Source organism: Herbidospora mongoliensis, assembly GCF_001570545.1.
GTDB lineage: Bacteria > Actinomycetota > Actinomycetes > Streptosporangiales > Streptosporangiaceae > Herbidospora > Herbidospora mongoliensis.
In genome coordinates this window covers 28,671-52,425 of record NZ_BBXD01000028.1, presented here as the reverse complement: position 1 = coordinate 52,425, position 23,755 = coordinate 28,671, and the positions used below count along the sequence as shown (strand labels likewise).

At 68.1% G+C, this 23,755-nt stretch carries 18 protein-coding genes; 15 read left to right on the top strand and 3 right to left on the bottom strand.

Annotated features, from left to right (window positions below; translation table 11 throughout):
- Window positions 1–32: 32 nt before the first annotated feature.
- The gene (locus AW272_RS37655) at window positions 33–593 is read right to left on the bottom strand and encodes a hypothetical protein (RefSeq protein ID WP_083959114.1); all 561 of its coding nucleotides are present in this window, start codon (window positions 591–593) and stop codon (window positions 33–35) included.
- A 179-nt stretch (window positions 594–772) separates the two neighbouring features.
- Between AW272_RS37655 and AW272_RS46350 the strand changes: the two genes are divergently transcribed.
- From AW272_RS46350 to AW272_RS37620, 8 genes are all read left to right on the top strand, one after another.
- Entirely contained in the window at window positions 773–883 is a 111-nt protein-coding gene (locus AW272_RS46350; RefSeq protein ID WP_245657921.1) for a hypothetical protein, read from the top strand.
- Window positions 884–978: 95 nt separating this feature from the next.
- Window positions 979–1,752 (top strand): neutral zinc metallopeptidase, encoded by a 774-nt coding sequence (locus tag AW272_RS37650; RefSeq protein WP_066375316.1) that lies wholly within the window; start codon window positions 979–981, stop codon window positions 1,750–1,752.
- A gap of 68 nt (window positions 1,753–1,820) precedes the next feature.
- Window positions 1,821–2,582, top strand: a complete 762-nt coding sequence (locus AW272_RS37645) for a neutral zinc metallopeptidase (protein WP_066375314.1) — start codon at window positions 1,821–1,823, stop codon at window positions 2,580–2,582.
- A gap of 56 nt (window positions 2,583–2,638) precedes the next feature.
- Window positions 2,639–3,409, top strand: coding sequence for a neutral zinc metallopeptidase (locus tag AW272_RS37640; protein WP_066375311.1), 771 nt, complete (start codon window positions 2,639–2,641; stop codon window positions 3,407–3,409).
- A gap of 180 nt (window positions 3,410–3,589) precedes the next feature.
- Window positions 3,590–4,120: a hypothetical protein gene (locus AW272_RS37635; protein WP_066375309.1), complete on the top strand. Its 531-nt coding sequence runs from the start codon at window positions 3,590–3,592 to the stop codon at window positions 4,118–4,120.
- A 42-nt stretch (window positions 4,121–4,162) separates the two neighbouring features.
- The gene (locus AW272_RS37630) at window positions 4,163–4,843 is read left to right on the top strand and encodes a response regulator transcription factor (RefSeq protein WP_066375306.1); all 681 of its coding nucleotides are present in this window, start codon (window positions 4,163–4,165) and stop codon (window positions 4,841–4,843) included.
- Complete coding sequence (locus tag AW272_RS37625) at window positions 4,840–6,195, top strand: sensor histidine kinase (RefSeq protein ID WP_066375304.1); 1,356 nt, start codon at window positions 4,840–4,842, stop codon at window positions 6,193–6,195. The genes AW272_RS37630 and AW272_RS37625 overlap by 4 nt, the downstream gene beginning before the upstream one ends.
- 164 nt (window positions 6,196–6,359) lie before the next feature.
- The gene (locus AW272_RS37620; RefSeq protein ID WP_066375483.1) at window positions 6,360–7,823 is read left to right on the top strand and encodes a serine/threonine-protein kinase; all 1,464 of its coding nucleotides are present in this window, start codon (window positions 6,360–6,362) and stop codon (window positions 7,821–7,823) included.
- Here AW272_RS37620 and AW272_RS37615 read toward each other — a convergent pair.
- Window positions 7,809–8,519 (bottom strand): serine/threonine protein kinase, encoded by a 711-nt coding sequence (locus tag AW272_RS37615; RefSeq protein WP_169807712.1) that lies wholly within the window; start codon window positions 8,517–8,519, stop codon window positions 7,809–7,811. The genes AW272_RS37620 and AW272_RS37615 overlap by 15 nt on opposite strands.
- Window positions 8,520–8,613: 94 nt before the next feature.
- Here AW272_RS37615 and AW272_RS37610 point away from each other — a divergent pair, with 94 nt between their 5' ends.
- Entirely contained in the window at window positions 8,614–9,165 is a 552-nt protein-coding gene (locus AW272_RS37610; protein ID WP_157519229.1) for a hypothetical protein, read from the top strand.
- A 3-nt stretch (window positions 9,166–9,168) separates the two neighbouring features.
- On the opposite strand, the gene AW272_RS37605 is transcribed toward AW272_RS37610, so the two are convergent.
- Window positions 9,169–10,374 (bottom strand): ROK family transcriptional regulator, encoded by a 1,206-nt coding sequence (locus tag AW272_RS37605; RefSeq protein WP_066375299.1) that lies wholly within the window; start codon window positions 10,372–10,374, stop codon window positions 9,169–9,171.
- Window positions 10,375–10,449: 75 nt separating this feature from the next.
- Between AW272_RS37605 and AW272_RS37600 the strand changes: the two genes are divergently transcribed.
- The 6 genes from AW272_RS37600 (at window position 10,450) to AW272_RS41475 (ending at window position 23,661) form a co-directional block, all read left to right on the top strand.
- Window positions 10,450–11,292, top strand: coding sequence for a LacI family DNA-binding transcriptional regulator (locus AW272_RS37600; protein WP_218011202.1), 843 nt, complete (start codon window positions 10,450–10,452; stop codon window positions 11,290–11,292).
- 140 nt (window positions 11,293–11,432) lie between these two features.
- Window positions 11,433–12,758, top strand: coding sequence for an ABC transporter substrate-binding protein (locus AW272_RS37595; protein WP_066375294.1), 1,326 nt, complete (start codon window positions 11,433–11,435; stop codon window positions 12,756–12,758).
- Window positions 12,759–12,834: 76 nt separating this feature from the next.
- Window positions 12,835–13,746 (top strand): carbohydrate ABC transporter permease, encoded by a 912-nt coding sequence (locus AW272_RS37590; protein ID WP_083959111.1) that lies wholly within the window; start codon window positions 12,835–12,837, stop codon window positions 13,744–13,746.
- Entirely contained in the window at window positions 13,743–14,567 is an 825-nt protein-coding gene (locus tag AW272_RS37585) for a carbohydrate ABC transporter permease (protein ID WP_066375291.1), read from the top strand. Before AW272_RS37590 ends, AW272_RS37585 begins: the two co-directional genes overlap by 4 nt.
- Window positions 14,564–17,080 carry a glycoside hydrolase family 2 protein gene (locus AW272_RS37580; RefSeq protein WP_083959110.1) on the top strand — a complete coding sequence of 839 codons (2,517 nt, stop codon included), beginning with the start codon at window positions 14,564–14,566 and terminating at the stop codon, window positions 17,078–17,080. Before AW272_RS37585 ends, AW272_RS37580 begins: the two co-directional genes overlap by 4 nt.
- Window positions 17,077–23,661 (top strand): discoidin domain-containing protein, encoded by a 6,585-nt coding sequence (locus AW272_RS41475; protein WP_083959109.1) that lies wholly within the window; start codon window positions 17,077–17,079, stop codon window positions 23,659–23,661. Before AW272_RS37580 ends, AW272_RS41475 begins: the two co-directional genes overlap by 4 nt.
- Window positions 23,662–23,755: the final 94 nt, after the last annotated feature.

Sequence of the window (23,755 nt, the reverse complement as noted above, 5' to 3'; positions counted from 1 at the left end):
GGCGGCTCCAGCTCCAGAACGTCGCCTGACCGTCACAGCTCAGGCAGAGGCTCGCCTTCCCGGGGCTGTCGCCGTTCGGCCAGCCAGAACAGATAGTCCCGGAGGTAGCCTTCCAGCTCTCCACCGGAGATCGACGCCGCGAAGTCCCGCCAGGCGGGCACCTGCTCCCGTTCCCAATCCCAGTCGCTGTTCCCGTACGTCTCCGCGAGCCGTCCGGCGAGCTCCTGAACCTGAGAACGCCGGGCCCACCACTCCCGCACCGACTCGGGTGTCCAGTGCTCATCCCCGTCGCGGGCGTAGCCGGCGATCGGGTCCGACCAGGCCGCGTCGAGAACCGCTTGGACCTGGTCGGCGCTGCCCGGTTGCCGGTAGACGAACTCCTGCCCCTCGTCGTCACACAACACGTGGCGTGGTGCCACGACTGGTCCGCACAAACAGGTGTCGGTCTCGGCTCCGTAGAACGGGCCGGGCACATTGAGCCGGTTACGTTCCTCCCACTTGCCGAGGAAGTGGTCCCTACCGCCGAGGAGATGGGGCATGTAATCGTCGACCGCGATCCGTTCGAGCGCTTCAGGCAGGGGGTCCCAGTACATCCAACGATCTTAAACGTCGAGAATTTTCTGCCTGAAGCTCGTCGGGGCTGATGATTTCACCTACGTTCTGCCAGTGTCGCGGCCCTGGCCGGGGCGGAGGTCTACAAGGCGCTCGGCGCGGGCGACAACATCTCCTGCTGTGGGACGGTGTGCGTTCCGGCAGCGGTCAGAACGTCATCGTGAAGAACGAGAACTACAACGGCAACCTCGCCGCCGACGCGAGCACCACGTTCGGTTTCACCGTCAACGGTGCGGCCGCCGCACCTGCTCTGACCTGCACCAGTCCCTGATCCGTACCGAGGAGAAAAGGATCCGTGGCCCATTTGTGCCACGGGTCCTTCGTGACTGATGGGGTTTACGCCCATATCTGGCACTATGTGAACTTGTGAGACGAACCCTCATCCCCGGCCTGGTCTTAACGGTCGCCCTCGCGGGTCTCGCGACCCCCGCCCACGCCGACCCCGTCAAAGAACCCAAGCTCGCCAAGAACGTCCTTTATTCGAGTGGAACGATCCCCCGCTCGACCTGCGCCGAGAAGCCGATCAAACGGCGCAACCACGCCCCGACCGCGAAGACCTACGTCACCTTCCTGGCGGGGTGTCTCGACAAGGTCTGGTCCAAGCAGCTCGCCAAGGCGGGCATCAGGTTCAAGAAGCCGAAGCTCAAGCTGGTCACCAAGGACCCGGCCAGGTACTGCGGGTTCAAGTGGTCGAAGGACGAGTTCGCCGACTACTGCGAGGACACCAGGGAGATCCTCGTCGTCCTCGACCGGACCGTTCTCAACCTCGGCCCCAGTGACCTGTGGATCTGGACCTCGGTCGCCGACCGATACTCCGAGCACGTGCAGTATCTCGCCGGAATCGAGGCGGCCTCCTACAGCGTCATGCCGGAGGAGAGCGACCCCGGCTTCGAGGAGACCCTCCGCCGCATCTTCCTGCAGGCGAACTGTCTCACCGGTGCGTTCACCGGCAGCGTCTACAAGTCGATGCCGCGCAAGGCGTCCGAGTGGACGTTCATCGTCAAGGAGCACGCCAAATACGGCGGCGGTGACATCCTCGGCAGCGCCAAGAGCATCGCGTATTGGATGAACCGCGGCTTCAACACGCGCAATCCCAAATACTGCAACACCTGGACTGCCTCGAACTCGCTGGTGGCGTGACCTCGTACCCGCGAAAGGGCCCGTGGCGCGTTTCCGCCATGGGCCCTTTCCGGCACGATGTAGATCTTGTGCGACGCATTCTGATCCCCGCCCTGGTCTTATCCCTGGTGGCGGCCACTCCCGCCCATGCCGATCCCTCCGCTGACCCCAAGCTCACCAGGAACGCCCTCTACAAGAGTGGCGTGATTCCCCGTTCGACCTGCGCCGAGAAGCCGATCGAACGGCGCAACGACGTGAAGGCCGCCAAGGCCTACGTCACCTTCCTGGTGGGGTGTCTCGACCGCGTCTGGTCCAAGCAGCTCGCCAAGGCGGGCGTCAGGTTCACCAAGCCCAAGCTCAGGCTGCTCACGAAGAACCCGGCGCGCTACTGCGGGCTGACGTGGGAGAAGGGCGCCTACGACGACTACTGCGAGGACGACAGGGAGATCCTTTTCGTCCTCGGCCGGACCCTGCTCAACGTCGATCCCGACGACCTGTGGCTCTGGACCGCGGTCTCCAGCAGATATGGCGAGCACGTGCAGTACCTCACCGGCATCCAGAAGGCTCTTTACAGGGCGTGGCCGGAAGACGGTGACCCCGCGCAGGACGAGGTCCTCCGCCGCCTTTTCCTCCAGACGTTCTGTCTCACCGGGGCCTTCACGGGGAGTGTCTTCCGGTCGATGCCGCGCAGGTCGTCCGAGTGGAAATACCTCGTGGGCGAGTGGACGGCGCTCGAAGGCGAGACGGCGGGCACCGCCGAGAACATCGCGCACTGGATGAACCGCGGCTTCAACACGCGCAATCCCAAATACTGCGACACCTGGTCGGCTTCGAATTCAGTGGTCGCCTGATCTTCGTAAGAAAAGGTCTTGTGTGATCTTCGGCGGGCCGTCACGATCTTGGACTTGTGCGACGAATTCTGATCTCCGCGCTGGTCGTGACAGTCGCCCTCGGTGGGCTCAGCACGCCCGCGTACGCCGACCCTGTCGACGACCCCCAGCTCACCGGCAACGTCCTCTACACGAGTGGAACGATCCCCCGCTCCTCCTGTGCGGAGAAACCCATATCCCGGCCCGACCACGTGCCGACCGCCAAGGCCTACCTCACCTTCGTGGCGGGGTGCCTCGACCGCGTCTGGTCCAAGCAGCTCGCCAAGGCGGGCGTCACCTACAAGAAGCCCAAGCTCTCGCTGCTCACCCGGAACCCCGCTCAGTACTGCGGCCGGAAGTGGCAATGGAACTGGATCTACAATTACTGCGAGAAGAACGGGACGATCGTGTTCGCCCTCGACCGGCGGATCCTCAGCCAGAAGCCGGACGACCTGTACATCTTCACCAGCATGGCCGGCCTCTACGGCTACCACGTCCAGGTCCTCACCGGGATCACCAAGGCGGTCGGCGCGGCCGCTCCCGGCCTGGACGAGGCAAGCGCCAAGGACCTGACCCGCCGCGGCGCGCTGCAGCGGCTCTGTCTCAGCGGCGCCTTCACCGGCAGCGTCTACAAGACGATGCCCCGCAGCATGACCGACTGGAAGTTCGTCATCTGGGCGAAGGGACGGGAGGCGAGCAGTTCCCTGGGGACGGCGAAGAGCATCGCGTACTGGATGAACCGCGGTTTCAACTCGCGCGACCCCAAGAACTGCAACACCTGGACGGTCGCGAACTCGCAGGTCGCCTGACCTTCGTACCCAAGTGAAAGGCCCGCCGCAGGTCTCGTGCGATCTACGGCGGGCTGGGCTGGTGCGACGCGGAGCCGACCGCGAAGAACTCCCTCTTCCACTGAAATCTCAGGTTCTTGCCAAGAAGGATCCCTATCGTCCCGAGCGCAACATCCGGTCACACGAAAGGGAATCCCTCCCATGCGGCGTAGCACCCTCGTTCCCGCTCTGCTCGGCGCGGCTCTGGCCGGCGCCACCCTGGTCGGCGTCGCTCCGGCGTCCGCGACCGACGCCAACCCGTGCGAGAAGGCGCCGTGGATCGGCCAGGTGCAGGGCAAGCCCAAGGGTCTCACCCCCGGGGCGCGGGCCGGCAACTACTTCTGGCACGACAAGAACGGCTTCCACCTGCGCATCACCCAGAAGAAGCCGCGCAAGGCCACGACGTACACCGGCACGATCACCTCGAACACCCCGATCCGCGACTTCAAGTGGGTCAAGCTCGAGGAGAAGCAGGACTCTGTCGTGCTGTCCGCCGACAAGCTCAGCATCTCGTTCAAGGTCGTCAACCACGGCCTGATCGACGGCTTCTCGTTCCGCACCTCCTGCGCCGACAGCCTGACCGTCTCCGCCCTGACCATCAACACCAAGACCCTCCCGCTGGGCAAGGTCTACCTGGGCAAGACGAAGGCGCACCCGGCCTCGATCCCCTTCACGGTCAACCGCAAGGCCTAAACTGCCAGGTCCGGCCACATATCGGTCGGAGGAGGTAAGCAGATGGGCGCACACCGGATCCTGGCCGTCGACGACGACCCGGCCATCCTTCGGGTGCTCCGGCGGGGGCTCACGCTGGAAGGTTTCTCCGTGGAGGCGGCCGACGGCGGCCACGCCGCGCTGGAGATCGCCGATCGAGTCGACGCGATCGTCCTGGACGTCTCGATGCCGGGCGTGACGGGCATCGAGGTGTGCGCCGAACTGCGCCGGCGGGGTTCGGAAGTCCCGATCCTGATGCTGTCGGCGCTCGACGAGGTCGCCGACCGGGTCGCCGGTCTCACCGCCGGCGCCGACGACTACATGGTCAAGCCGTTCGACCTCACCGAACTGGCGCTGCGGCTGCGCGCGCTGCTGCGCCGGTCGGGCGCGACGACCGTGGGTTCGGGCGTCAGGGTCGGCGACCTGGTCCTCGACACCGACGGACGCGACGCCGTCTACCGGGGCCGGCAGTTGTCCCTCACCCGGCGGGAGTTCGACCTGCTGGAGGTGCTGGCCAGGAACAACGGCATCGTGCTGTCCCGTGAGGTCCTGCTCGAAAGAGTCTGGGGTTACGACTTCGCGGTCACCGCCAACGCCGTCGAGACCTTCATCGGCTACCTGCGCCGCAAACTCGAGGCCGAGGGCGAGCCGAGAATCCTGGAGACGGTCCGGGGCGTGGGATACGTCCTCCGGGTCAGGTCATGAAACTGTCGACCAGGTTCGCGCTGTGCGTGGCTCTGCTGGTCCCGCTGCTGGTCGGCGGGGCGGGCCTGCTGATCGTCCACCTGTCTGTGGAAGACCTGTACACCGCCCGCGACCAGCGCCTGACCCAGCGGCTCCAGTCGCTCACCCCGCTCGCCGTGAACTACGCGCAGCGCCCGGTCCGCATCCGCCCGGCGGAGGGCGAGACGGCCGAGGGCGTCTACGTCGATCCCGTCCGCGGCCAGCCGCTGACCATCGGCGCCGTCCCACCGGAACTGCCGACCCCCTCGACCGTCCCCGCGACCTCCGGGACCTGGCGTTACGTCAGCACCGACCTCGGCCGCCGGGGCCGTCTGTGGGTCTTCGAACAGCAGCGGCCACTCGACGCCCAAATCAGTGATCTGTACGACCAGCTCCTGATCGCCACCCTGATCGCACTGGCCGTGGGGGCGGTCGCGGGTCTGGCCCTCGGCCGGTTCGCGCTCCGCCCGCTCGCCCGCCTGACCAGGGCCATAAGAGCCGGCAACGGGCGGCTGACCCGCAAGACCCGCGCCCGCGAGATCGACGAACTCGCCGGTCTGGTCAACGGCCTGCTCGACCGCCGCGACGAGGCCGTCCACCGCACCGCCGAGGCACTGGAGACCGCCCGCGCCTTCGCCGCCACCGCGGCCCACGAACTGCGCACCCCGCTGACGAGCATGGGCGGCAACATCACCTTGCTCGGCTACCCGAACCTGCCGCCCGAGGAACGCGTCGGCGTCATCCGCGACCTGGCCGTGGAACAGGCCCGGGTAGAACGTCTCATCACGATGCTCCGCCAGCTGGCCCGGGGCGAACTGATGGAACCCGACTCGCTGAAGGACGTCGACCTGGCGGGGGTGAGCGAGGTGGCCGTACAGGAGGCGACCCGAAGGCACCGCCACGCCAGGTTCGCCGCCCACCTGCCCGACTCGGCCATGGTCAGAGGCTGGCCCGATGGCCTGCGCATGATCGTCGACAACCTCCTGGAGAACGCGGCCGTCCACGGCGTCAGCCCACAGGGCACCGTCCGCGTCGACCTGACGGTCCGTGTGGAAGGCACCGTGGCCCTGCTGCGCGTAGCGGACGACGGCCCTGGCATGCCCCGCGAGCTGCACCAGGAGGCCTTCAACCGCTTCAGCCGCCGAGCCGGCAGCCCCGGCACGGGCCTCGGCCTGACGTTGATCCACCAGCAGGTGGTCCTGCACGGCGGCACGGTCGAGATCGAGCCGTCGCCGGGGCGGGGACTGTCGGTCCTGGTCCAGATGCCGATCGCCTGGCGCCCCGACGGCCCGAGCGACGGCCTGTCATGGCTCTCGCTGCACCAGAAGCTCTAGGGAACGTTGCCTGTACGCGCCAGGTCTGCGGTCGGCGTACACCCCAACAGGGCAGGTCAGGGCGCTGTGATGGGAACTTGTGTGCGATGTGTCTCGTGGACCGGCCCGGGCTCGCGCGGCAGACTGACCGTGATCTGTCGGCGCCCAGCGGGGACGGTGTCAAGGTGACGGTCGATGAGGCTTGGGCTGTGGCGGTGCCGAACGGCTATCGGGTGGGGGAGTGGGAGGTCACGCGGCCCATCGCGTCGGGGAGCTGGGCCAGCGTCTATGAAGGCCGGCGCGACGGGCGGGTGTCGGCGCTGAAGTTCCTGCCGACCGGGACGGTCACGCGACGGCAGGTGCGTCATCTCCAGGACATGACCGAGCGCGAGATCCGGCTGCACGACCAGCTGCGGCACGACCGCCTCATCGGGTTGCACGAGATCCTCACCGTCGACGACGCAGCGCGGCCCGAGCTCGACGGGGCCTGTGTGCTCGTCACCGAGCGGGCGGAGCGGTCGCTGGCGGAGCTGGTCCGGGAACCCGTGCCGGTACGCCACACGCCGCGCATCCTGGCCGAGATCTGCGAAGGTCTCGCGCACATGCACAGCGAGAAGTGGGTGCACGGCGACCTGAAGCCCAGCAACATCCTGCTGATGGCCGACGGGTCGGTGCGGCTGGCCGACTTCGGGCTGAGCGCCGAACTCCAGGGCACCCACGGCTATCTGCCGCCGATCGGGTCGATGGACCACCTGCCGCCGGAACGATGGAGCGAGCCCCTCACCGTGCGGGGGAACGCGGTCCGCACGTCGGCCGACATCTGGGCGCTCGGGGTCACGGCCTGCCAGCTCTTCACCGGGCGATACCCGTTCGCCGCGCCGACCGCGCGGGGGCGCTACGTCGCGGCGGCCGAGTACGCCGCGGGGCATCGGGGGCTCGATCTGCCCGCGTCGATCCCCGACGGCTGGCGGGAGTGGATCGCCTCGTGCCTCGACCGCGACGTGAGGTCGCGCCCGACCGCCTTCGAACTGCTGCACCGGGCGCGGGTGCTCAACGGCGCGCCCGACCCGACGACGCCCACGCGGCTCAGGGTGGCCAGGTCGATGGTGGCGGCCCTGCTCGTGCTCGGGTGTACGGCGGCCTCGACCGCCAATGCCGTCTCGGACGACCCCTACGCTCAGTGGCTGAATCCGGCGGCGGGGATCCCCGACCAGTACAAGGAGCTGATCGTCGAGGCCGGCACGATGTGCGAGGAACCCGGAGTCAGCCCGGCGCTGATCGCCGGGATGCTGAAGGCCGAGAGCGATTTCAATCCTGGCCTGTCCGACCCCGAAGGCAACGAATACGGCATCGCCCGCTGGACCCCCGCCGTCCTGCAGTACTACCTGCCGATGGACCGGCGCGGGACCGTCCCCTCGCTACCCCTCACGGTGGAGGACTCGATTCCGGCGATCGGGCGGTATCTGTGCATGCGGTTGCCGCTGATGTCGTCGGTGCCCGGCGACCCGGGGCTGCTCGGGGCGGCGGCGTTCCGCAGTTCCGACGATGTCATCCGGAGGGAGAACGGAGTGCCCGAACGGTTCCGCGCGCACGTCGAGAAGGTCCGCGTGGCGCGGGACCGCTATCTGCCCGGTTCAGCCGTCGAGTAGCTTCAGGTGCTCATCGCGGACGAGGTCGAACCGCAGGGCGATCGACACCAGTGAGGCCCGCTGCCAGTCGGCCTTGCGGGTCTCCTCGGCCGGTTTGACGCGGAGCTTCGTGCGGGCCAGATAGTCGATGTGGAAGTTGACCCCGCCCCGGGTCAGGTCGGTGCCGCCGATCCGGTCGAGGATCTGCGGGACGGTCGGGATCACCGTCGAGGAGCAGTCGCGCAGCCTCGGTTCGCAGAGGGCGACGAGGACGAGAAAATACTTCGCCGTCTCGTCGAGCGAGAACATCGACAAGGTCGGCTCGCCCTGATGGGGGCGGTCACGGTCGACGAAACTGTGCTGCGAGGCGAACACGAGAAACGAACACTCGCCCACGGCGACGGGGAGAACGACCCGCGCGAATTCGAAGGGAATGGGTGCGGCGGCCCTTCCCGGGGCGACTTTGAGGAATTCGCCGCCGCCTTCCGGATTCTCCACGACCAGCGTGGAGTCGTGGCTGAAATTGGTCAGCAGCCAGAAGTCCTGAACGGCCGTGATGGACCCGGCCAGGCGCGACACCTCGGGGTGGACCAGCGGAAAGTCGACAGGATGACTTTCGGTGCCACGGCCGAATGTGACTTCTTGGCCGGGGTTAAGCCCGAGCGTTCCCGTGGTGGATTTCTCGCCCTGCAGGAGAACTGTCCGGTCGATGGCCACCTTATGATTTTAAAGGTTGCTTCGCCGGACGGCCCGCGCGCCGGGAAGCTGTAACCGACGCGTTTGTCGGTGGCGTCTTCTACGCTCCGTGCCCATGACTGAAGACGGAATGCAGACCCTCCGCTTGGAGCTTGACGTCGAAGACTGCGGCCAGGTCCACCTGCTCGAACACGATTTGGGCGACACCCCCAACACACCTCAGCAGGTCGCCTACGTCGAGGTGAACAGCGGGATCGCCGACTTCTGGATCTCCGCTCAGTGGGGGCTCATCCCGTTCACGGTGACCGTCTCCGACCGTGATCCGGGTGCCGATCTGAACGGCTATGACGACGTCGTGGAGATCGACTACACCTCCGCGTCGGGCCGGTTGGTGATGGCGGGCTGGGCTCTCGACTGGAGCGACGAGGACGCGCGCCACCTCCCGCCGCTGCCCGCCGGCCCCGGCAACTACCGGCTGCGCTACCACGTGCGCGGCATCGACGAGGAGCGCTGCGACGTCGACGACCACTACCTGCAGATCTGGCCCGCCGAACCGGCCGGACCGGCGGTGCTCAAGGCCACCAGCCGGGCCTACGAATACTTCAAAGACCCCAAGGCCTACGAGGAGAACCAGCGAAGGACGATGGTCGAGGAAGCCGGCGCCTGATCCTCAGGTCTGCGGCACCGCCACCTGCGGGCCGTGGCCGGGGGCCACCGAGCCCTGCAGCACCAGGGCCGCGCCGCCGATGGCCGCCGCGTCGCGGGGGTTGCTCGACAGGTCGACCTGGACGGCGTGGATCCGGTGGGAGAAGGCACGGGAGGCCAGCCGCCGCCGGATCTCGCTCACATACAGCGACCCCGCGACGGCGAAGCCCGGCCCCGCGAGCACGAGGGTGTCGAGGTCCCACAGGTTCGCCAGGGTCAGCGCGCCGTCGGCCAGCAGCAGGGCCGACTCGTCGATCAGCGCCCGCGCCTGGTCGTCGCCGTAGATGGCGGCGCGGGCGAGGACGTCGAACGCCCGCGCGTCGGGGTCGCCCGCGCTGATGAGGAGCCGTTCGGCCAGCCCGGGGATCGCGCGGGCCCGGGCGACCAAGGCGGCCGGGGCGGCGTAGAGCTCCAGGCACCCTCGGTTCCCGCACCGGCACAGGTCGCCGTCGCGCACCACCGACACGTGGCCGATCTCGCCCGCGTTGGAGCTGGCCCCGCGTTGGAGCGCTCCGTCCAGGACGACGCCCGAACCGATGCCCGAGTTCATGTAGAGGCACCCGAAGGTCCGCTCGCGCGAGACCTGCCGGCCCCAGAACTCGCCGACGGCGGCGGCGGCCGCGTCGCTGTCGAGGAGCACCGGCACGCCGAGCCGGGCCGACAGCTCGCGCCGCAGGTCGAGTTCGGCCAGGCCGGGCAGCGAGAGGAAGCGCCCACGGGCCACGTCGACGGGGCCGGGCGCGACGACGGCCAGACCGGCCACGCTCTGGGGCGCCAGGCCGAGGCCGCCGGTCACGTGCAGATAGAGCGCCCCGAGCTGGGTGACCAGGTCGTCGGAGACCGCGACGAGTTCGCGGCCGATGGTGCCGCCCCGGGTGTCGGTGACCACGCACGTCAACGCGTCGGTGCCGACGCGGATGCCCACGCCGTATGCTGAGCGCGAGTTGATCACCAGCATGGTGCGGGGTTTGCCGCCGGTCGCTACTGTGTCCCCGGTCTCGCGCACCACGCCGTCGTCGAGCAGGCGGCGCACGATGTTGGAGATGGTCGGCTGGGTCAGCCCGGTCGCCTCGACGAGTTCGACCCTGCTGATCGGGCCCGCGGACCGGATGAGGTCGACGACGAGCGCACGGCTCCCGGGTCCCGCAGCCGCGGACTCTCGCCTGGCCAACGCTCGACCGCCTCTCTATTCTTGCCGCCACTCGGCGGCATCTGGGCACGAGGTTAGTTCACGAGGAGGACATCGATGCTCACTGGTCCGCGTGCGGGCACGCCGGTGGGGCTCGCGCTGGTGCGGGACGCCGAGGTCCTCGGGGCCGAGCCGTTCTTCCACGAGTTCATCGCGGGCATGGAACGCATCCTCGTGCCGCTCGGGGTGCCGGTGTTGTTGCAGGTCGTGGCCACGGTCGCGCAGGCCTCCGAGCGCATGCGGGCGTGGGCGGAGCAAGGGCAGGTGCAGGGCGTCATCCTGATCGACCTGCTGCCGGGTGACGAGCGGGTCGAGCTGGTCGGCGAGCTGGCCATGCCGGCGATAGTGATCGGCGACCCGGTCACCGCCGGAGGACTGTCGGCGGTCTGGACGCAGGACGAGGTCGCCATGCGCGACGTCGTCGCCAAGCTCATCGCCAACGGCCATCGGCATCTGGGCCACGTCGCGGGGCCCGCCGAGATGGCCCACACGATCATCCGGCGGCAGACGTTCGACGAGGTCGCGGCCGAACAGGGCATCCGGACGACCACGTTCGACGGCGACTACTCCGAGGCGGCCGGCGTCAGGGCCGTCGCGGCCCTCGCGGAGATGGACGACCGGCCGACGGCCCTGGTCTTCGACAACGACGTCATGGCGCTGGGCGCGCTGCAGGAAGCCGGGAAGATCGGCATAACCGTCCCCGATGACCTGTCGCTCGTCGCCTGGGACGACTCCGCCCTGTGCCAGCTGGCCGAGCCGCCGCTCAGCGCGGTCAGCCACGACGTGCAGGCCCTCGGCGAACTCGTCGGGGCGGAGCTGCAGGAGATCCTCTCCGGCACCGTGGCGAAGGTGATCCGGGCGGTGCCCGCGGCCTTCGTGGTCCGAGGTTCGAGCATTTAATAGATTACTAATCTTTCTTATTGACGGGCGGGCGTCCGGTCCTGTTTGCTGTGGTTCAGCAGGCTCAGCAATGTCTCTGCAACCCAGCAGTAACTCCAGGGACACAAGACACCCCCCGGAACATAAGCAAAGGAAGCCCCATGCACCGCACCACGCCTCGGGCGACACGCGGGGTGGCCGCGTTCGCCGCCGGAGCCCTCGTTTTCGCCCTCGCCTCCTGTGGCTCCTCCGAGGAGCCCGCGGCGGGTCCGGCCTCCGCACCGGCGGCCGGTGGCGGTTCCATCGATGTCGTCACCCGGTGGACGGCCGGCAACTCGGCCGCCGCGGCCCAGAAGCGCGTCTTCGACGCCTTCACCGCCGAGACCGGCATCAAGATCAACCTCACCGAGGGCCTGGAGACCATCGACGACCAGGTGGAGACCTCGGTCGCCGCCGGCAAGTCGCCCGACCTGGTGATCGTGAACCTCTTCGACAAGACCATCGGCTGGCTCGACGCGGGTGTGACCGTCCCGGTCGACCAGTACGTCAAGGACTGGGGCCTGGAAGCCTCGATGAAGCCCGAGGCGCTCGACGAGTGGCGCGTGGGCGGGGTGGCCGGCGGCGAGCTGCAGGGCCTGCCGTTCTCCGGGTTCAGCTGGCCGCTCTGGTACAACACCGAACTGCTCAAGAAGGCCGGGGTCGCCGCGACGCCGAAGACCACCGACGAGCTCATCGACGCCGCCAAGAAGCTGCGCGCGGTCGGCATCGGCCCGGTCACCGTCGGCGGCAACGACTGGACCGGCCAGAAGCTCTTCTACCAGATCGCCCAGTCCTACACCGACGCGGGAACGATGCAGAAGGTCATGCAGGAGGGCGGCTACTGCGCCACGCCCTCGGTGCAGCAGGGCATCAAGCTGTTCACCGACCTGCGCGACGCCGAGGTCTTCGTCGACAACGTCGCGGGTCTGAGCGCCGACGACATGTACGCCTCCTACTACTCCGGCAAGGCCGCGATCATGTCGGCGGGCGCGTGGGCGTACACCGAGTCGAAGGCGTCGGGCACCGGCATCGAGACCCGGACCGAGCTCGGCGGCTTCCCGGTGCCGAGCGGGGCCGCCTACACCAAGCCGACCGCCTACCAGGGCTTCACCGGCGTCGGCTTCATGATCACCAAGCAGGGCGCCTCGCCCGAGAAGATCGACCTGGTCAAGCAGCTGGTCACCAAGTTCTACGACCAGCCGACCGTCGGCGACTTCGTCAAGGACGCCAGCATCCTGCCCCCGGTCACCGGTGACTTCGCCTCCTTCGCCACCGACCCGCTGCTGAAGTCGAGCCTCGGTCTCGACGCCAATGTTGAGTACACCGTCCTGCCCGACGTCTGGATCGGCGCCGCCTCCGACCCGATCACCGCGGTGCTGGCCGGGGCCTACGGCAAGGCGACTCCGCAGGAGATCTGCGAGGGCCTCGACAAGGCCACCCAGGCCTGAGGGACCACCTCCCAGAGTTGGGGCCGCCGTGCGCCGCGGCGGCCCCACCCCTCCTGCTCGAAGGAAACGTGCTCGTATGTCCTCGTCCAGCATCCGTGCCGGCACGTCGTCCCGGATTCTCTGGCTGACCGTTCCGTCTCTGGTCTGGTTCGCCGTCTTCTCGGTCGGCCCCCTCGTCGCGATGTTCGTGATCGCCACGCTGAAGTGGAAGGGGCTGCTGTACGAACCCACGTACATCGGCCTGGGCAACGTGACCAAGGTGTTCGGCGACCCGACGTTCCACGCGGCGGTGCGCAACAGCCTGATCCAGGTCGCCATCGCGATCCCGGTGATGATCCCGCTGGCGTTCATGCTCGGCTACCACCTGAACACCAAGCCGCGCGGCTACCGGATCCTGTCGGTCTTCTACTTCTCGCCGGGCCTCATCTCGATCTCCATGACCGGGATGATCTTCTACGGCGTGCTGTCCCCGAACGGCGGCGTCAACGGCCTGCTGAGCGCCGTCGGCCTCGACTCCGCGGCCACCGCGTGGCTCGCCGACCCCGCCACCGCGCTGCCCGCCCTGATCGCGATCGACCTGTGGCGGGGCGTGGGCTGGACCGCGGTGCTGTTCGCGGCCCGGCTGGCCAGCCTCGACGGCGAGGTCATCGAGGCGGCCCAGATGGACGGCGCCGGCCGGTTCCGCACGATGTGGCGGATCGCCTTCCCGATGGTCAAGGACTATGTCCGCACGCTGACGATGCTCCAGTTCCTCTGGACGCTGTTCACCTCGGCCGCGCTGGTCCTGCTGCTCACCAAGGGCGGTCCCGGCACCTCGTCCACGACGCTGTCCTACCTGGTCTACGCGAAGGCCTTCTCCCAGCGCGACCTCGGATACAGCCAGGTGGTCGGCGTGGTGCTGCTCCTGGTCGGGATCGCCGGGATGTTCCTCATCCGGGCCCTGTTCCGCACGCGGAAGTCCCGCACGCCGAAGGAGGACACCCGATGAAATGGCGCAAGGGTGGCCCGCTCGCGACGGTCCTTTCCTGGGTGTACGTGCTGATCCTGGCGGCGCCCCTCTACTACCTCGTGGTCAGCGCGCTGAAGACCAACATCGAGATCTTCACCCGGCCGTTCTCGCTGCCGGCCAAGTGGCTGTGGGAGAACTTCGGCACCGCGTGGGAGACCGCGCGGCTCGGCCGGGCGCTGCTCAACTCGGTGCTGGTGTCGGGCGTGGCGATCGTGCTGACGCTGCTGCTGGCGATCCCGGCGGCCTACGCGCTGGCCCGGACCGACAACCGGCTGTCCAAGCTGATCACCGGCACGTTCTCGGCCGGGTTCCTGATCCCGCCGTTCGCGGCGCTGATCCCCACGGTCGTGCTGGCGATCCAGACCGGCCTGTTCGGCACCCGCGAGTTCCAGATGCTGTTCCTGCCGGCCAGCGCGCTGCCGCTGTCGGTGCTGCTGCTGGTGCAGTTCATGCTGACCGTGCCGTCGTCGCTGGTGGAGTCGGCCTCGATGGAGGGCGCGGGGCACTGGCTGCTGCTGACCCGCGTCTACGTGCCCATCGCGATGCCCGGTGTGGTCAGCGTGGCCATCCTCCAACTTCTCACCTTCTGGAACGAGTACCTGTTCGCGCTGACGATCACCGGCACCGCGCCGGACGTCCGGACCGTCCAGGTCGCTCTTCCGACGCTCGTCTCCGACGCCACCAACCTCGGTGTGCTCGCCGCCGGCACCGTGCTCACGGTGCTGCCGGTGTATGTCGCCTACTCGCTTTTGAACCGTCGTATGCAGGAAGCACTCACCGCGGGGGCGGTCAAGGGATGACTCAGACCACAGAAACGACCACCACCACTCGCCGCGACCTCGGCGGCGTCTGGGAACTGACCTGGGCCGGCGGTCCGGGGCCGGAACGCTCGATCACGATCCCGGCCACGGTGCCGGGCGAGGTGCACACCGCGCTGATGGCGGCCGGGCTGCTCGACGACCCCGACGTCGGGGTGAACGAGTTCGCGCAGGTCTGGGTGGGCCACTCGCAGTGGGTCTACCGGCGCACCTTCGACTGGACGCCCGGCGGCCGCACCGACCTGGTCGCCGACGGGCTCGACACCATCGCCGACGTCTACGTGAACGGCCGCCTGATCGGCCGGGGCCGCAGCCAGCACCTCGCCTACCGCTGGCAGGTCGACGGCGTGCTCGTCGACGGCGAGAACACCGTGGAGGTCAGGTTCGCCTCCGCCTGGGAGGCCGCGCTCGCGCACGAACACGAGCACGGCCCGCTGCCCAGCCCCTACGACGAGCCCTACGCGCACGTCCGCAAGGCCGCGGCGAACTTCGGCTGGGACTGGGGACCTCACTTCGTCACCGCCGGGATCTGGCGGGCCATCCGGCTGGAGACGTACACGGGCCGGATCGACCATGTCAGGCCGCTGGTCACGCTCGCCGACGGAAAAGCCGAGGTCGCGGTCCATGTGAGGGTGGACGCCCCCGAGGCCACCGAGGTCCGCGCCGAACTGACCGACCCCTCGGGCCGACCCCTGGGCGCGGCGACCGGCTTCGTCGAGGGCGACGAGGTGGTCCTGGTCCTGAAGGTCGACGACCCCGAGCTCTGGTGGCCCGTCGGACTTGGCGGCCAGCCGCTCTACCGCCTCGACGTCACCCTCGGCGCCCTCGACGCCCGAACGACCCGATTCGGCCTGCGCAGTGTCGAGGTCGAGGAGACCCCTGACTCCCTCGGCGCCCGCTGGGCCCTCAAGGTGAACGGTCAGCGCGTCAGGATCCGGGGCTACAACTGGATCCCCGACGACACCTTCGCGAGCCGGGCCACGCCCGAGCGCGTGACGGCCAGGATCGACCAGGCCGTCGCCGGGAACGCGAACCTGCTCCGGGTCTGGGGCGGTGGGCACTTTGTTACCGAAGAGTTCCTTGACGCATGTGATGAGCGCGGCGTCCTGGTATGGCACGATTTCCTCTTCGCGTGTGCCGCGTACTGCGAGGACGACGAGATGGTCGAGCTGGTCACCGCCGAGGCCGAGCAGGCCGTCGCGCGGATGGCGGCCCACCCGAGCCTCGTGATCTGGTGCGGCGGCAACGAGACCGTGCTCGGCTGGCACCACTGGGGGTGGGCCGACCAGATGGGCGTCCGCGGCTGGGGCGCCCGCTTCTATATGGACCTGCTGCCCAAGGTGCTCGAACGGCTCGACCCGACCCGGCCCTACGTGCCCAACTCGCCCTGGTCGGGCACGATCGACCGCGACCCCGCCGTCGACACCCACGGCATCAGCCACCTCTGGGACGCCTGGAACGAGCGCGACTACGTCCACTACCGCTACCACGACCCGTCGCTCGTGTCGGAGATGGGCTGGTGCGGCCCGCCCGCCTGGACCACGCTGCAGCGTGTCGTCCCCGGCGAGAACCCCGGCCCCGAATCACCGCTGACCAAGCACCACCTGCGCGCCATCGACGGCATGCACAAGCTGACCCGGGGCCTGCAGCCGCACGTGCCGGCGCCGCGCACCGACGCCGACTGGCACTTCGCCACCCAGGTGGTGCAGGCCCGCGCGGTCGCGGCGGGCGTCGAGTGGCTGCGGTCGCGCGAACGCTGCGCGGGCGCGGTGGTCTGGCAGCTCAACGACTGCTGGCCGGTGATCAGCTGGTCGGCCGTCGACAGCACGGGCATCGAGAAGCCGCTCTGGTACGCCCTCCGCCACGCCTTCGCCCCCCGGCTGGTGACCGTGCAGCCGGTGAATCCCGGCCCGACGCACGACCCCAGCGGCGACGCCGGCCTGGAGGTCGTGCTGGTCAACGACACGTCGGAGAGCTGGGAGACCGAAGTGGTCATCCGTCTCCTGAGCCTGGACGGCCGGGAACTCGACCGGCTTTCCAGGAACCTCGCCTGTCCGCCGGACGGGATCGTCAAGCACGCCATCGACCTGACACCCGACGACCCCGCCGCCGAAATGCTGGTGGTGGAGGCCGACGGGACACGTACCACCTGGACTTATCGACCCGACCGTGAGCTGACCGCTCCACGGCCCGAACGGACCGTCGGCGTCACCTTCGCCGACGGCGCACTCAACGTCACGGTCACCGCCGTGACCACGCTGCGCGATGTGTGCGTGGCCGCCGACCGGCTCGCCGGGACGCTCGGCCTCGAACCGCACGCGCTCATTGTCGACGACGCTCTCGTCACGCTCCTCCCCGGCGAGAGCCACACCTTCGCAATCACCCGCCGAGACGGTCATGTGATCGGCCATGCCGTTCTCCCCACCCCCCTGCTCGACGCATCGGTCCGGTCCTTCGGAGAGGTCACCGGTCCGACTCGCAAAGGACATTCATGAGACTCAAGGCCATACTCGGCGGCCTGATCAGCGCCGTCATGGTCGCGACGATGGTGACGCCATCGCACGCGGCCGCCGGGCGCCAGCTCCACGTGGCGAAAACCGGTAACGACACCAACGCGGGCTCCTCCGCCGCGCCGTACCTCACGATCAACAAGGCCGCGCAGGAAGCGCAGCCCGGAGACACCGTCGTCGTGCACGCCGGCCTCTACCGCGAGTGGGTCCGCCCGGCTCGCGGGGGCACCGGCGAGGACGCCCGCATCACGTACACCAACGCCGGTGACGGCGAGGTGACGATCAAGGGCTCCGAGGAGATCGACACCTGGAGCCGGCAGAGCGGTGACGTCTGGAAGGTCACCCTGCCCGACACCTACTTCGGCTCCTTCAACCCCTACACCGCCAAGCAGTGGCAGGGCGGCGAGGGCGGCTCGTTCGCCGGCTACAGCGCCGGTGACGTCTACCTGAACGAGCAGGCGTACTACCAGAAGCCGTCGCTGAGCGCGGTCACGTCGGCGGCCGGCACCTGGTTCGCCGAGGTCGGGGGCGGCAACACCACGATCTACGCCAACTTCGACGGCGCCGACCCCAACGCCAAGCTCGCCGAGATCAACGTGCGCCGCCAGATCTTCGCGCCGGAGGCGTGGGGTCTGGGCTACATCACCGTCAACGGCTTCACGATCAAGCACGCGGCCGGCACCTACTCCGACTTCCCGAGCAGCCCCGACCGCCGCCAGGCGGGCGCGATCAGCGTCAACGGCGGCCTGCGCTGGATCATCGAGCAGAACAAGGTCATCAACGCCCGCACGATCGCCATCGACATCGGCCTCGGCTGTGACGAATGGGCCGGCAACCGGCCGGGCACCACGAAGACCAACTTCCGCGACACCGCGAAGTACGGCTCGCACATCGTGCGGAACAACTACATCGGCAAGGCCGGGCAGTCGGGCATCGCGGGTGTGTTCTCGTGGAACTCCGAGCTCCTCTACAACATGATCGAGGACACCAACTACCGCGGTGAGTTCAGCGGCGCCGAGACAGCCCCGATCAAGGTCCACTACATGAACGAGGGCCTGATCAAGGGGAACTACGTCAGGAACTCCAAGGGCGGCAACTCGGCCGGCATCTGGACCGACTGGGGCAACCAGAACGTCCGCGTGACCGGCAACATCGTGATGAACGCGCCGTGGGGCTACTACGCCGAGGCCGTCCACGGGCCGATCCTGGTCGACAACAACGTGTTCATCGGCGCCCAGGACATCCGGATGCTCGACGCGACCGGCATCGTCTACGCCAACAACCTCTTCCTCGACAGCGGCCGTTTCGCCGTCGACGGCGGTGGCCGGGACAACTACTACTTCCAGCCCGGCACGATGAACGAGACCAGCGCGGTCAACTCGGTCCAGAAGTTCTTCTGGTACAACAACCTGGTCCAGGGCATGACCCTGCCGGTCGACGCGACCGGCAAGACCCATGTGAAAGAGGGCAACTCCAGTCCTTTGAGCAACGTCCAGGTCGCCGCGACCAACAAGGACGTCAAGCTCGACTTCACCCTGACCGGCGGCACCGGAAACACGCCTGCCACGCGCGCCCGCGTCGGCGTCATCCCGCTCGCGAACGAGTCGATCGCCGCCGACGTCACCACCGACTTCTTCGGCAAGCCGTTCAGCGGTGTGGCCGGGCCGTTCGCCGAGGCCGCGCAGGGCGCCAACTCCTTCACGCTGTGGCCCCCGGCGGGCCAGACCGTGCCGGAGCCCCCCGCTCCGCCGACCGACACCCCGGTCAACCTCTCCCGGAACGCCGCCGCCAAGGCGACCGCCTCCTACGAGGACGGCACCTACCTCGCCAAGAACGCCATCGACGGCGTCGCCTCCGGCGCCTCGCGCTGGTCGAGCGACCACAGCAACGACCCGAACGCCTGGATGCAGGTCGACCTCGGTGACACCTACGACATCTCGCGCGTGGTCCTCCAGTGGGAGGCGGCGTACGGGAAGTCGTACAAGCTCCAGCTCTCCGACGACGGCGAGCAGTGGACCGACGCCTTCTCGACCACCGCCGGGACCGGCAGCACCGAGTCGATCACGGTCCGCAAGCAGGCGCGATATGTCCGGATGCAGGGTGTGCTGCCGCAGACCGCCTACGGATATTCGATCTACGAGTTCGAGATCTACGGCACCCCTGTGCAGCCGGAGGTCCCGGTCAACATCGCGCTGAACCTGGCGCCCTCCTCGTACACGGCCTCCTCGCAGTCGAACGACGGCAGCGGGCCGGACAACAGCCAGCCGCAGAACGACCGGTCGGCGTTCCGCGCCTTCGACGGCAACGACGCGACCCGGTGGGGCTCCAACGGCGGTGACACCCAGTGGATCCAGGTCGACACGGGCAAGTCGCAGCTCGTCGATCGCGTCCTTTTGAAGTGGGAGGCGGCTTACGCGTCCCAGTACAAGATCCAGACCTCGGCCGACGGGTCACAGTGGACCGACGTGCACACCGCAGCCTCGTCTGACGGCGGTACCGACGAGATCACCTTCGCCCAGCCGGTCGAGGGACGTCACTTCCGCGTCCAGGGCGTCAAGGCGGCCACCCAGTGGGGCCTGTCGCTGTTCGAGTTCGAGGTGTACGGCAAGGCGAAGCCCGCCGACACGGGCCCGACCTGGCCGGTCTCGGCTCAGCTCTCCATCTCCAACCTGACGGGCACCGCGGGCAATGCCACCTGGCCCGCCGCGTCCGGCAACGTGACCGGCTACAAGGTCTACCTCGGCACCGCGCTGAAGGCGACGCTGGGCGCCGACGCGCGTTCGTTCGCTCTCACCGGTCTGTCCGCAGGTCAGACCTACACCGTCAAGGTCACGCCGGTCGGCACCGTCGAGGGCCCCGGTCTCACCCGGACCTTCACGACCCCGGGCAACTCCGCTACCCGGGCGATCTCCACGACCTACCCTCGCACTTACGCGGATTGGGAGGAGGGTCTGCTCGCCGGTGACGGCAAGCAGGGCCTGATCGTCTTCGGCAACCCGCGGGACGAGACGACCGTCTTCACCGACCGCGACTTCTTCATGGCCCGGTCGGAGAACCGTCCGCACCGCACCTTCAACACCGTCAGCACGGGCAACCTGCAGCGGATCCGCGACCTGCTGATCGGCGGCCAGTACCAGCAGGCCAACCAGCTCGCGGCCGACGTCCAGGGTTACCAGGGCGGCGGCGAGGGTTCGAAGCACCCCGGTTTCAAGATGACCATGCAGGTGGGCGGCAGCAGCGAGGTCGTCAACTACGTCCGCTCGACCGACTACTCGGCCGGTGTCGTCTCGGTGAACTGGACCGACGACAAGGGCGACTGGCGGCGCGACGCGTTCGTGTCCCAGACGGATCATGTCGCCGTGCAGTACCTGCCCGCGCCGTCGGGCCAGAAGCTCGACGTGCGGCTCGGCCTGTCGATCGACCCGGGCATGAACCTGCTCAACAAGGGCCTGGTGGCGACGAACAATTCCTCCGTCGACTACCTGAACCTGCGGGTGAAGTACCCGAACGGCAGCTACAACGCCGGCTACGAGGGCGTCACCCGCGTCATCACCGACGGCGTGAAGACGCTGGTCGGTGGCGAGGTCCAGGTCACCGGCGCCACCTACGTGACGCTGCTGACCCTGACCCAGCGCTACGACGGCACCTACGAAGGCGGCGTCCCGGCCGAGCAGGACTGGAACAAGAACCTCCTCCAGACCAAGCTGGCCGCGCTGCCGGGCGACTACCAGGTTCTCAAAGACCGCCATGTCGCCAAGCACAGCGAGATGTTCAACCGCGTCGCCGTCGACTTCGGCGCCTCGGCCGCCGACCGCTCGAAGTCGAACGAGGACCTGCTCGCCGAGCAGAAGACCGCGACGTCGCCCAACCTGGCCCTGTTCGAGCGGATGTTCAACTCGGGCCGCTACCACCTGATCGGATCGAGCAGCGCGACCGCGCCGCCCGACCTGCTCGGCAACTGGACCGGCGACAGCAACGTCGGCTGGGACGGCTACTACCACCTCGACGCCAACCTCAACCTGCAGATCTCCGGTGGCAACATCGGCAACCTGCCCGAGGTCATGCAGGGCTACTGGGCCATCAACAAGGCCTGGCAGAAGGACTTCCGGACCAACGCCCAGAAGCTGCTGGGCACCCGAGGCATGCTGACCGGCGGTAACACGCCGAACGGCGAGGGCCTGATCTCCAACATCAACTTCGACTACCCGTACCAGTACGTCACGGGCGGCGAGTCGTGGCTGCTCTACCCGTTCTGGGAGTACTACCAGATCAGCGGTGACCGGACGTTCCTGGAGCAGCAGTACTACCCGCTGATCCGCGACATGGGCGACTTCTACGAGGACTTCCTCAAGGAGAAGGACGCCAACGGCAAGTACATCTTCGCCGGGTCGATCTCTCCGGAGAACCGTCCGGCGGGCGGTGTGCCTCTCTCGGTGAACTCCGTGTACGACATCGCCGGCGCCCGGTTCGCGCTGGAGACCCTGATCGCGACCAGCAAGACCCTGGGCAAGGACGCCGACAAGATCGCGCTCTGGCAGGAGAAGCTCGACAACCTCCCGCCCTACCTGATCAACAACGACGGCGCCCTGGCCGAGTGGGCCTGGCCCGACCTGGCTGACAAGAACGCCTACCAGCACCGCCACTCCAGCGGCCTGATGCCCGTCTGGCCCTACGGCGAGGTGACCCCCGAGAAGAACAAGGGGTTGTACGACGCCGCGAAGGTCTTCCTGCAGAGGAAGGACGGCGGCAGCTACGAGAACGCCGGTCACGGCCTGCTGCACGGCGCGCTCATCGCGGCCAACCTCAACAACGCCGACTCGGTCAACGCGAAACTGATGCGCTTCGCGAAGGACGACTACTACTACAGCAGCCTCGCGACCAGCCACTACAACAACAAGGGCGTCTTCGCCACGGACGTGGTCAACTCGGTGCCCACGATCATGATGGAGATGCTGGCCACTACCGACCCCGGAACCCTGGAACTGCTTCCGGCCCTCCCCAAGGGCCTGAAGAAGGGCAGCATCTCGGGCCTGAAGGGCAAGAGCCGCTTCACCATCAACCAGCTCAGCTGGGACATGGACACCCACAAGGCCCGCGTCACCCTGACGTCGGACGTGGACCAGAACCTCACCCTGATCCAGCGCGCCGGCATCGAGCAGATCACCGGCGCCACGGTGCAGAACTCGCCGCTGGGCAGCATCGCCAGGATCGTCCCGCTGAAGGCCGGTCAGCCGGTCACGCTGGACCTGACCCTGCGCGACGTCTCGCGGGTGAACCTGGCCCTGAACAAGACGGCGACCGCCTCGTCGCAGTCGAACGCCGACCAGGCCCCCGCGAAGGCCTTCGACGGCGACCCGGTCTCCCGCTGGGCCGCAGGCGAGGACCCGGCCAACTGGGTGCAGGTCGACCTGGGCGGCATCTACGCCCTCACCGAGGTCGATCTGGCCTGGGAGGCGTCGTACGCCAAGAAGTACAAGCTCCAGGTCTCGATGGACGGCCAGAGCTGGACCGACGTGTTCACCCAGAACGCCGGCGCCGGTGGCAGCGAGAAGATCCCGCTGAACACCCAGGCCCGGTTCGTCCGGATGCAGGGCGTCGAGAAGGCGTTGCAGTGGGGCTACTCGATCCACGAGTTCGAGGTCTACGGCCAGGAGGCGCCCAACATCGCCCTCGGCAAGACGGCTCTCGCCTCGTCGGCGTCCAACGCCTCGCAGACCGCCGCGGCCGCCTTCGACGGAGACGGCTCGTCGCGCTGGAGCGCCAGCGAGGCCGCGAACAACTGGCTCCAGGTCGACCTGGGGGAGACCTACCGCGTCTACCGCGTCGCGATCGACTGGGAGGACTCCTACGCCAAGGGCTACAAGATCCAGACCTCGCCTGACGGTCAGGCTTGGACCGACGCGTTCACCGAGGTGAACAGCAACGGCGGCTCGGACATCATCGACCTTCAGGCCGACACCCGGTTCATCCGGATGCAGGGTGTCACCAAGGCCGGCCAGTGGGGCTACTCGATCTACGAGATGAAGGTGTACGGCGCCATCCCGCAGACCGGCAACACCATCCTCATCTCGGGCGTCGAGGACGGCGGGTCGTACGGCGACAGCCAGGACCTGACGATCGGCTGGGACGTGACCGGCAGCGGCGTGAAGACCGTGACCGGAGTTCTGGATGACCAGCCACTGACGTCCGGCGCGGTCACCGAGCTCTACAAGCTGGACCTGGGCGAACACACCTTGACGGTGACCGCCGAGACCCACTCGGGCGCGTCGTTCGAGCAGTCCCTGAAGTTCACCACGACCACCACCACCGACGAGATCTCCGCCCTGATCGTCGCCTTCAAGACGGCCGGCACGCTGTCGACGACCGGCGCCGCGAAGCTGGAGGACAAGATCTCCAAGGTCATGGTCTCGGAGGACAAGGGCCGCGAACGCGACAAGCTGAAGATCGTCAAGAAGCTGGAGCGCTTCGTCGAGGCGGTGAACGACCCCAAGACCGTCAACAACACGGTGGTCAAGGACGTCTTCATCCGCGACGCGGAGAACCTGATCGCGTCCAACGAAGCCTAAGTAGATGTCCGGTGCGGCGGCCGACCGCCGCACCGGATGCGCCGGGTCCCGTCACCGAGGCCCGGCGGTCGGCGCGTCCCCGCCGCTGGTTCGT

Excerpts from the sequence above, each read along its gene's own strand:
- AW272_RS37655 (WP_083959114.1), bottom strand. The coding sequence starts at position 593 with ATGTACTGGGACCCCCTGCCTGAAGCGCTCGAACGGATCGCGGTCGAC.
- AW272_RS37635 (WP_066375309.1), top strand. The coding sequence starts at position 3,590 with ATGCGGCGTAGCACCCTCGTTCCCGCTCTGCTCGGCGCGGCTCTGGCC.
- AW272_RS37630 (WP_066375306.1), top strand. The coding sequence starts at position 4,163 with ATGGGCGCACACCGGATCCTGGCCGTCGACGACGACCCGGCCATCCTT.
- AW272_RS37625 (WP_066375304.1), top strand. The coding sequence starts at position 4,840 with ATGAAACTGTCGACCAGGTTCGCGCTGTGCGTGGCTCTGCTGGTCCCG.
- AW272_RS37610 (WP_157519229.1), top strand. The coding sequence starts at position 8,614 with ATGACTGAAGACGGAATGCAGACCCTCCGCTTGGAGCTTGACGTCGAA.
- AW272_RS37600 (WP_218011202.1), top strand. The coding sequence starts at position 10,450 with ATGCTCACTGGTCCGCGTGCGGGCACGCCGGTGGGGCTCGCGCTGGTG.
- AW272_RS37595 (WP_066375294.1), top strand. The coding sequence starts at position 11,433 with ATGCACCGCACCACGCCTCGGGCGACACGCGGGGTGGCCGCGTTCGCC.
- AW272_RS37590 (WP_083959111.1), top strand. The coding sequence starts at position 12,835 with ATGTCCTCGTCCAGCATCCGTGCCGGCACGTCGTCCCGGATTCTCTGG.
- AW272_RS37585 (WP_066375291.1), top strand. The coding sequence starts at position 13,743 with ATGAAATGGCGCAAGGGTGGCCCGCTCGCGACGGTCCTTTCCTGGGTG.
- AW272_RS37580 (WP_083959110.1), top strand. The coding sequence starts at position 14,564 with ATGACTCAGACCACAGAAACGACCACCACCACTCGCCGCGACCTCGGC.
- AW272_RS41475 (WP_083959109.1), top strand. The coding sequence starts at position 17,077 with ATGAGACTCAAGGCCATACTCGGCGGCCTGATCAGCGCCGTCATGGTC.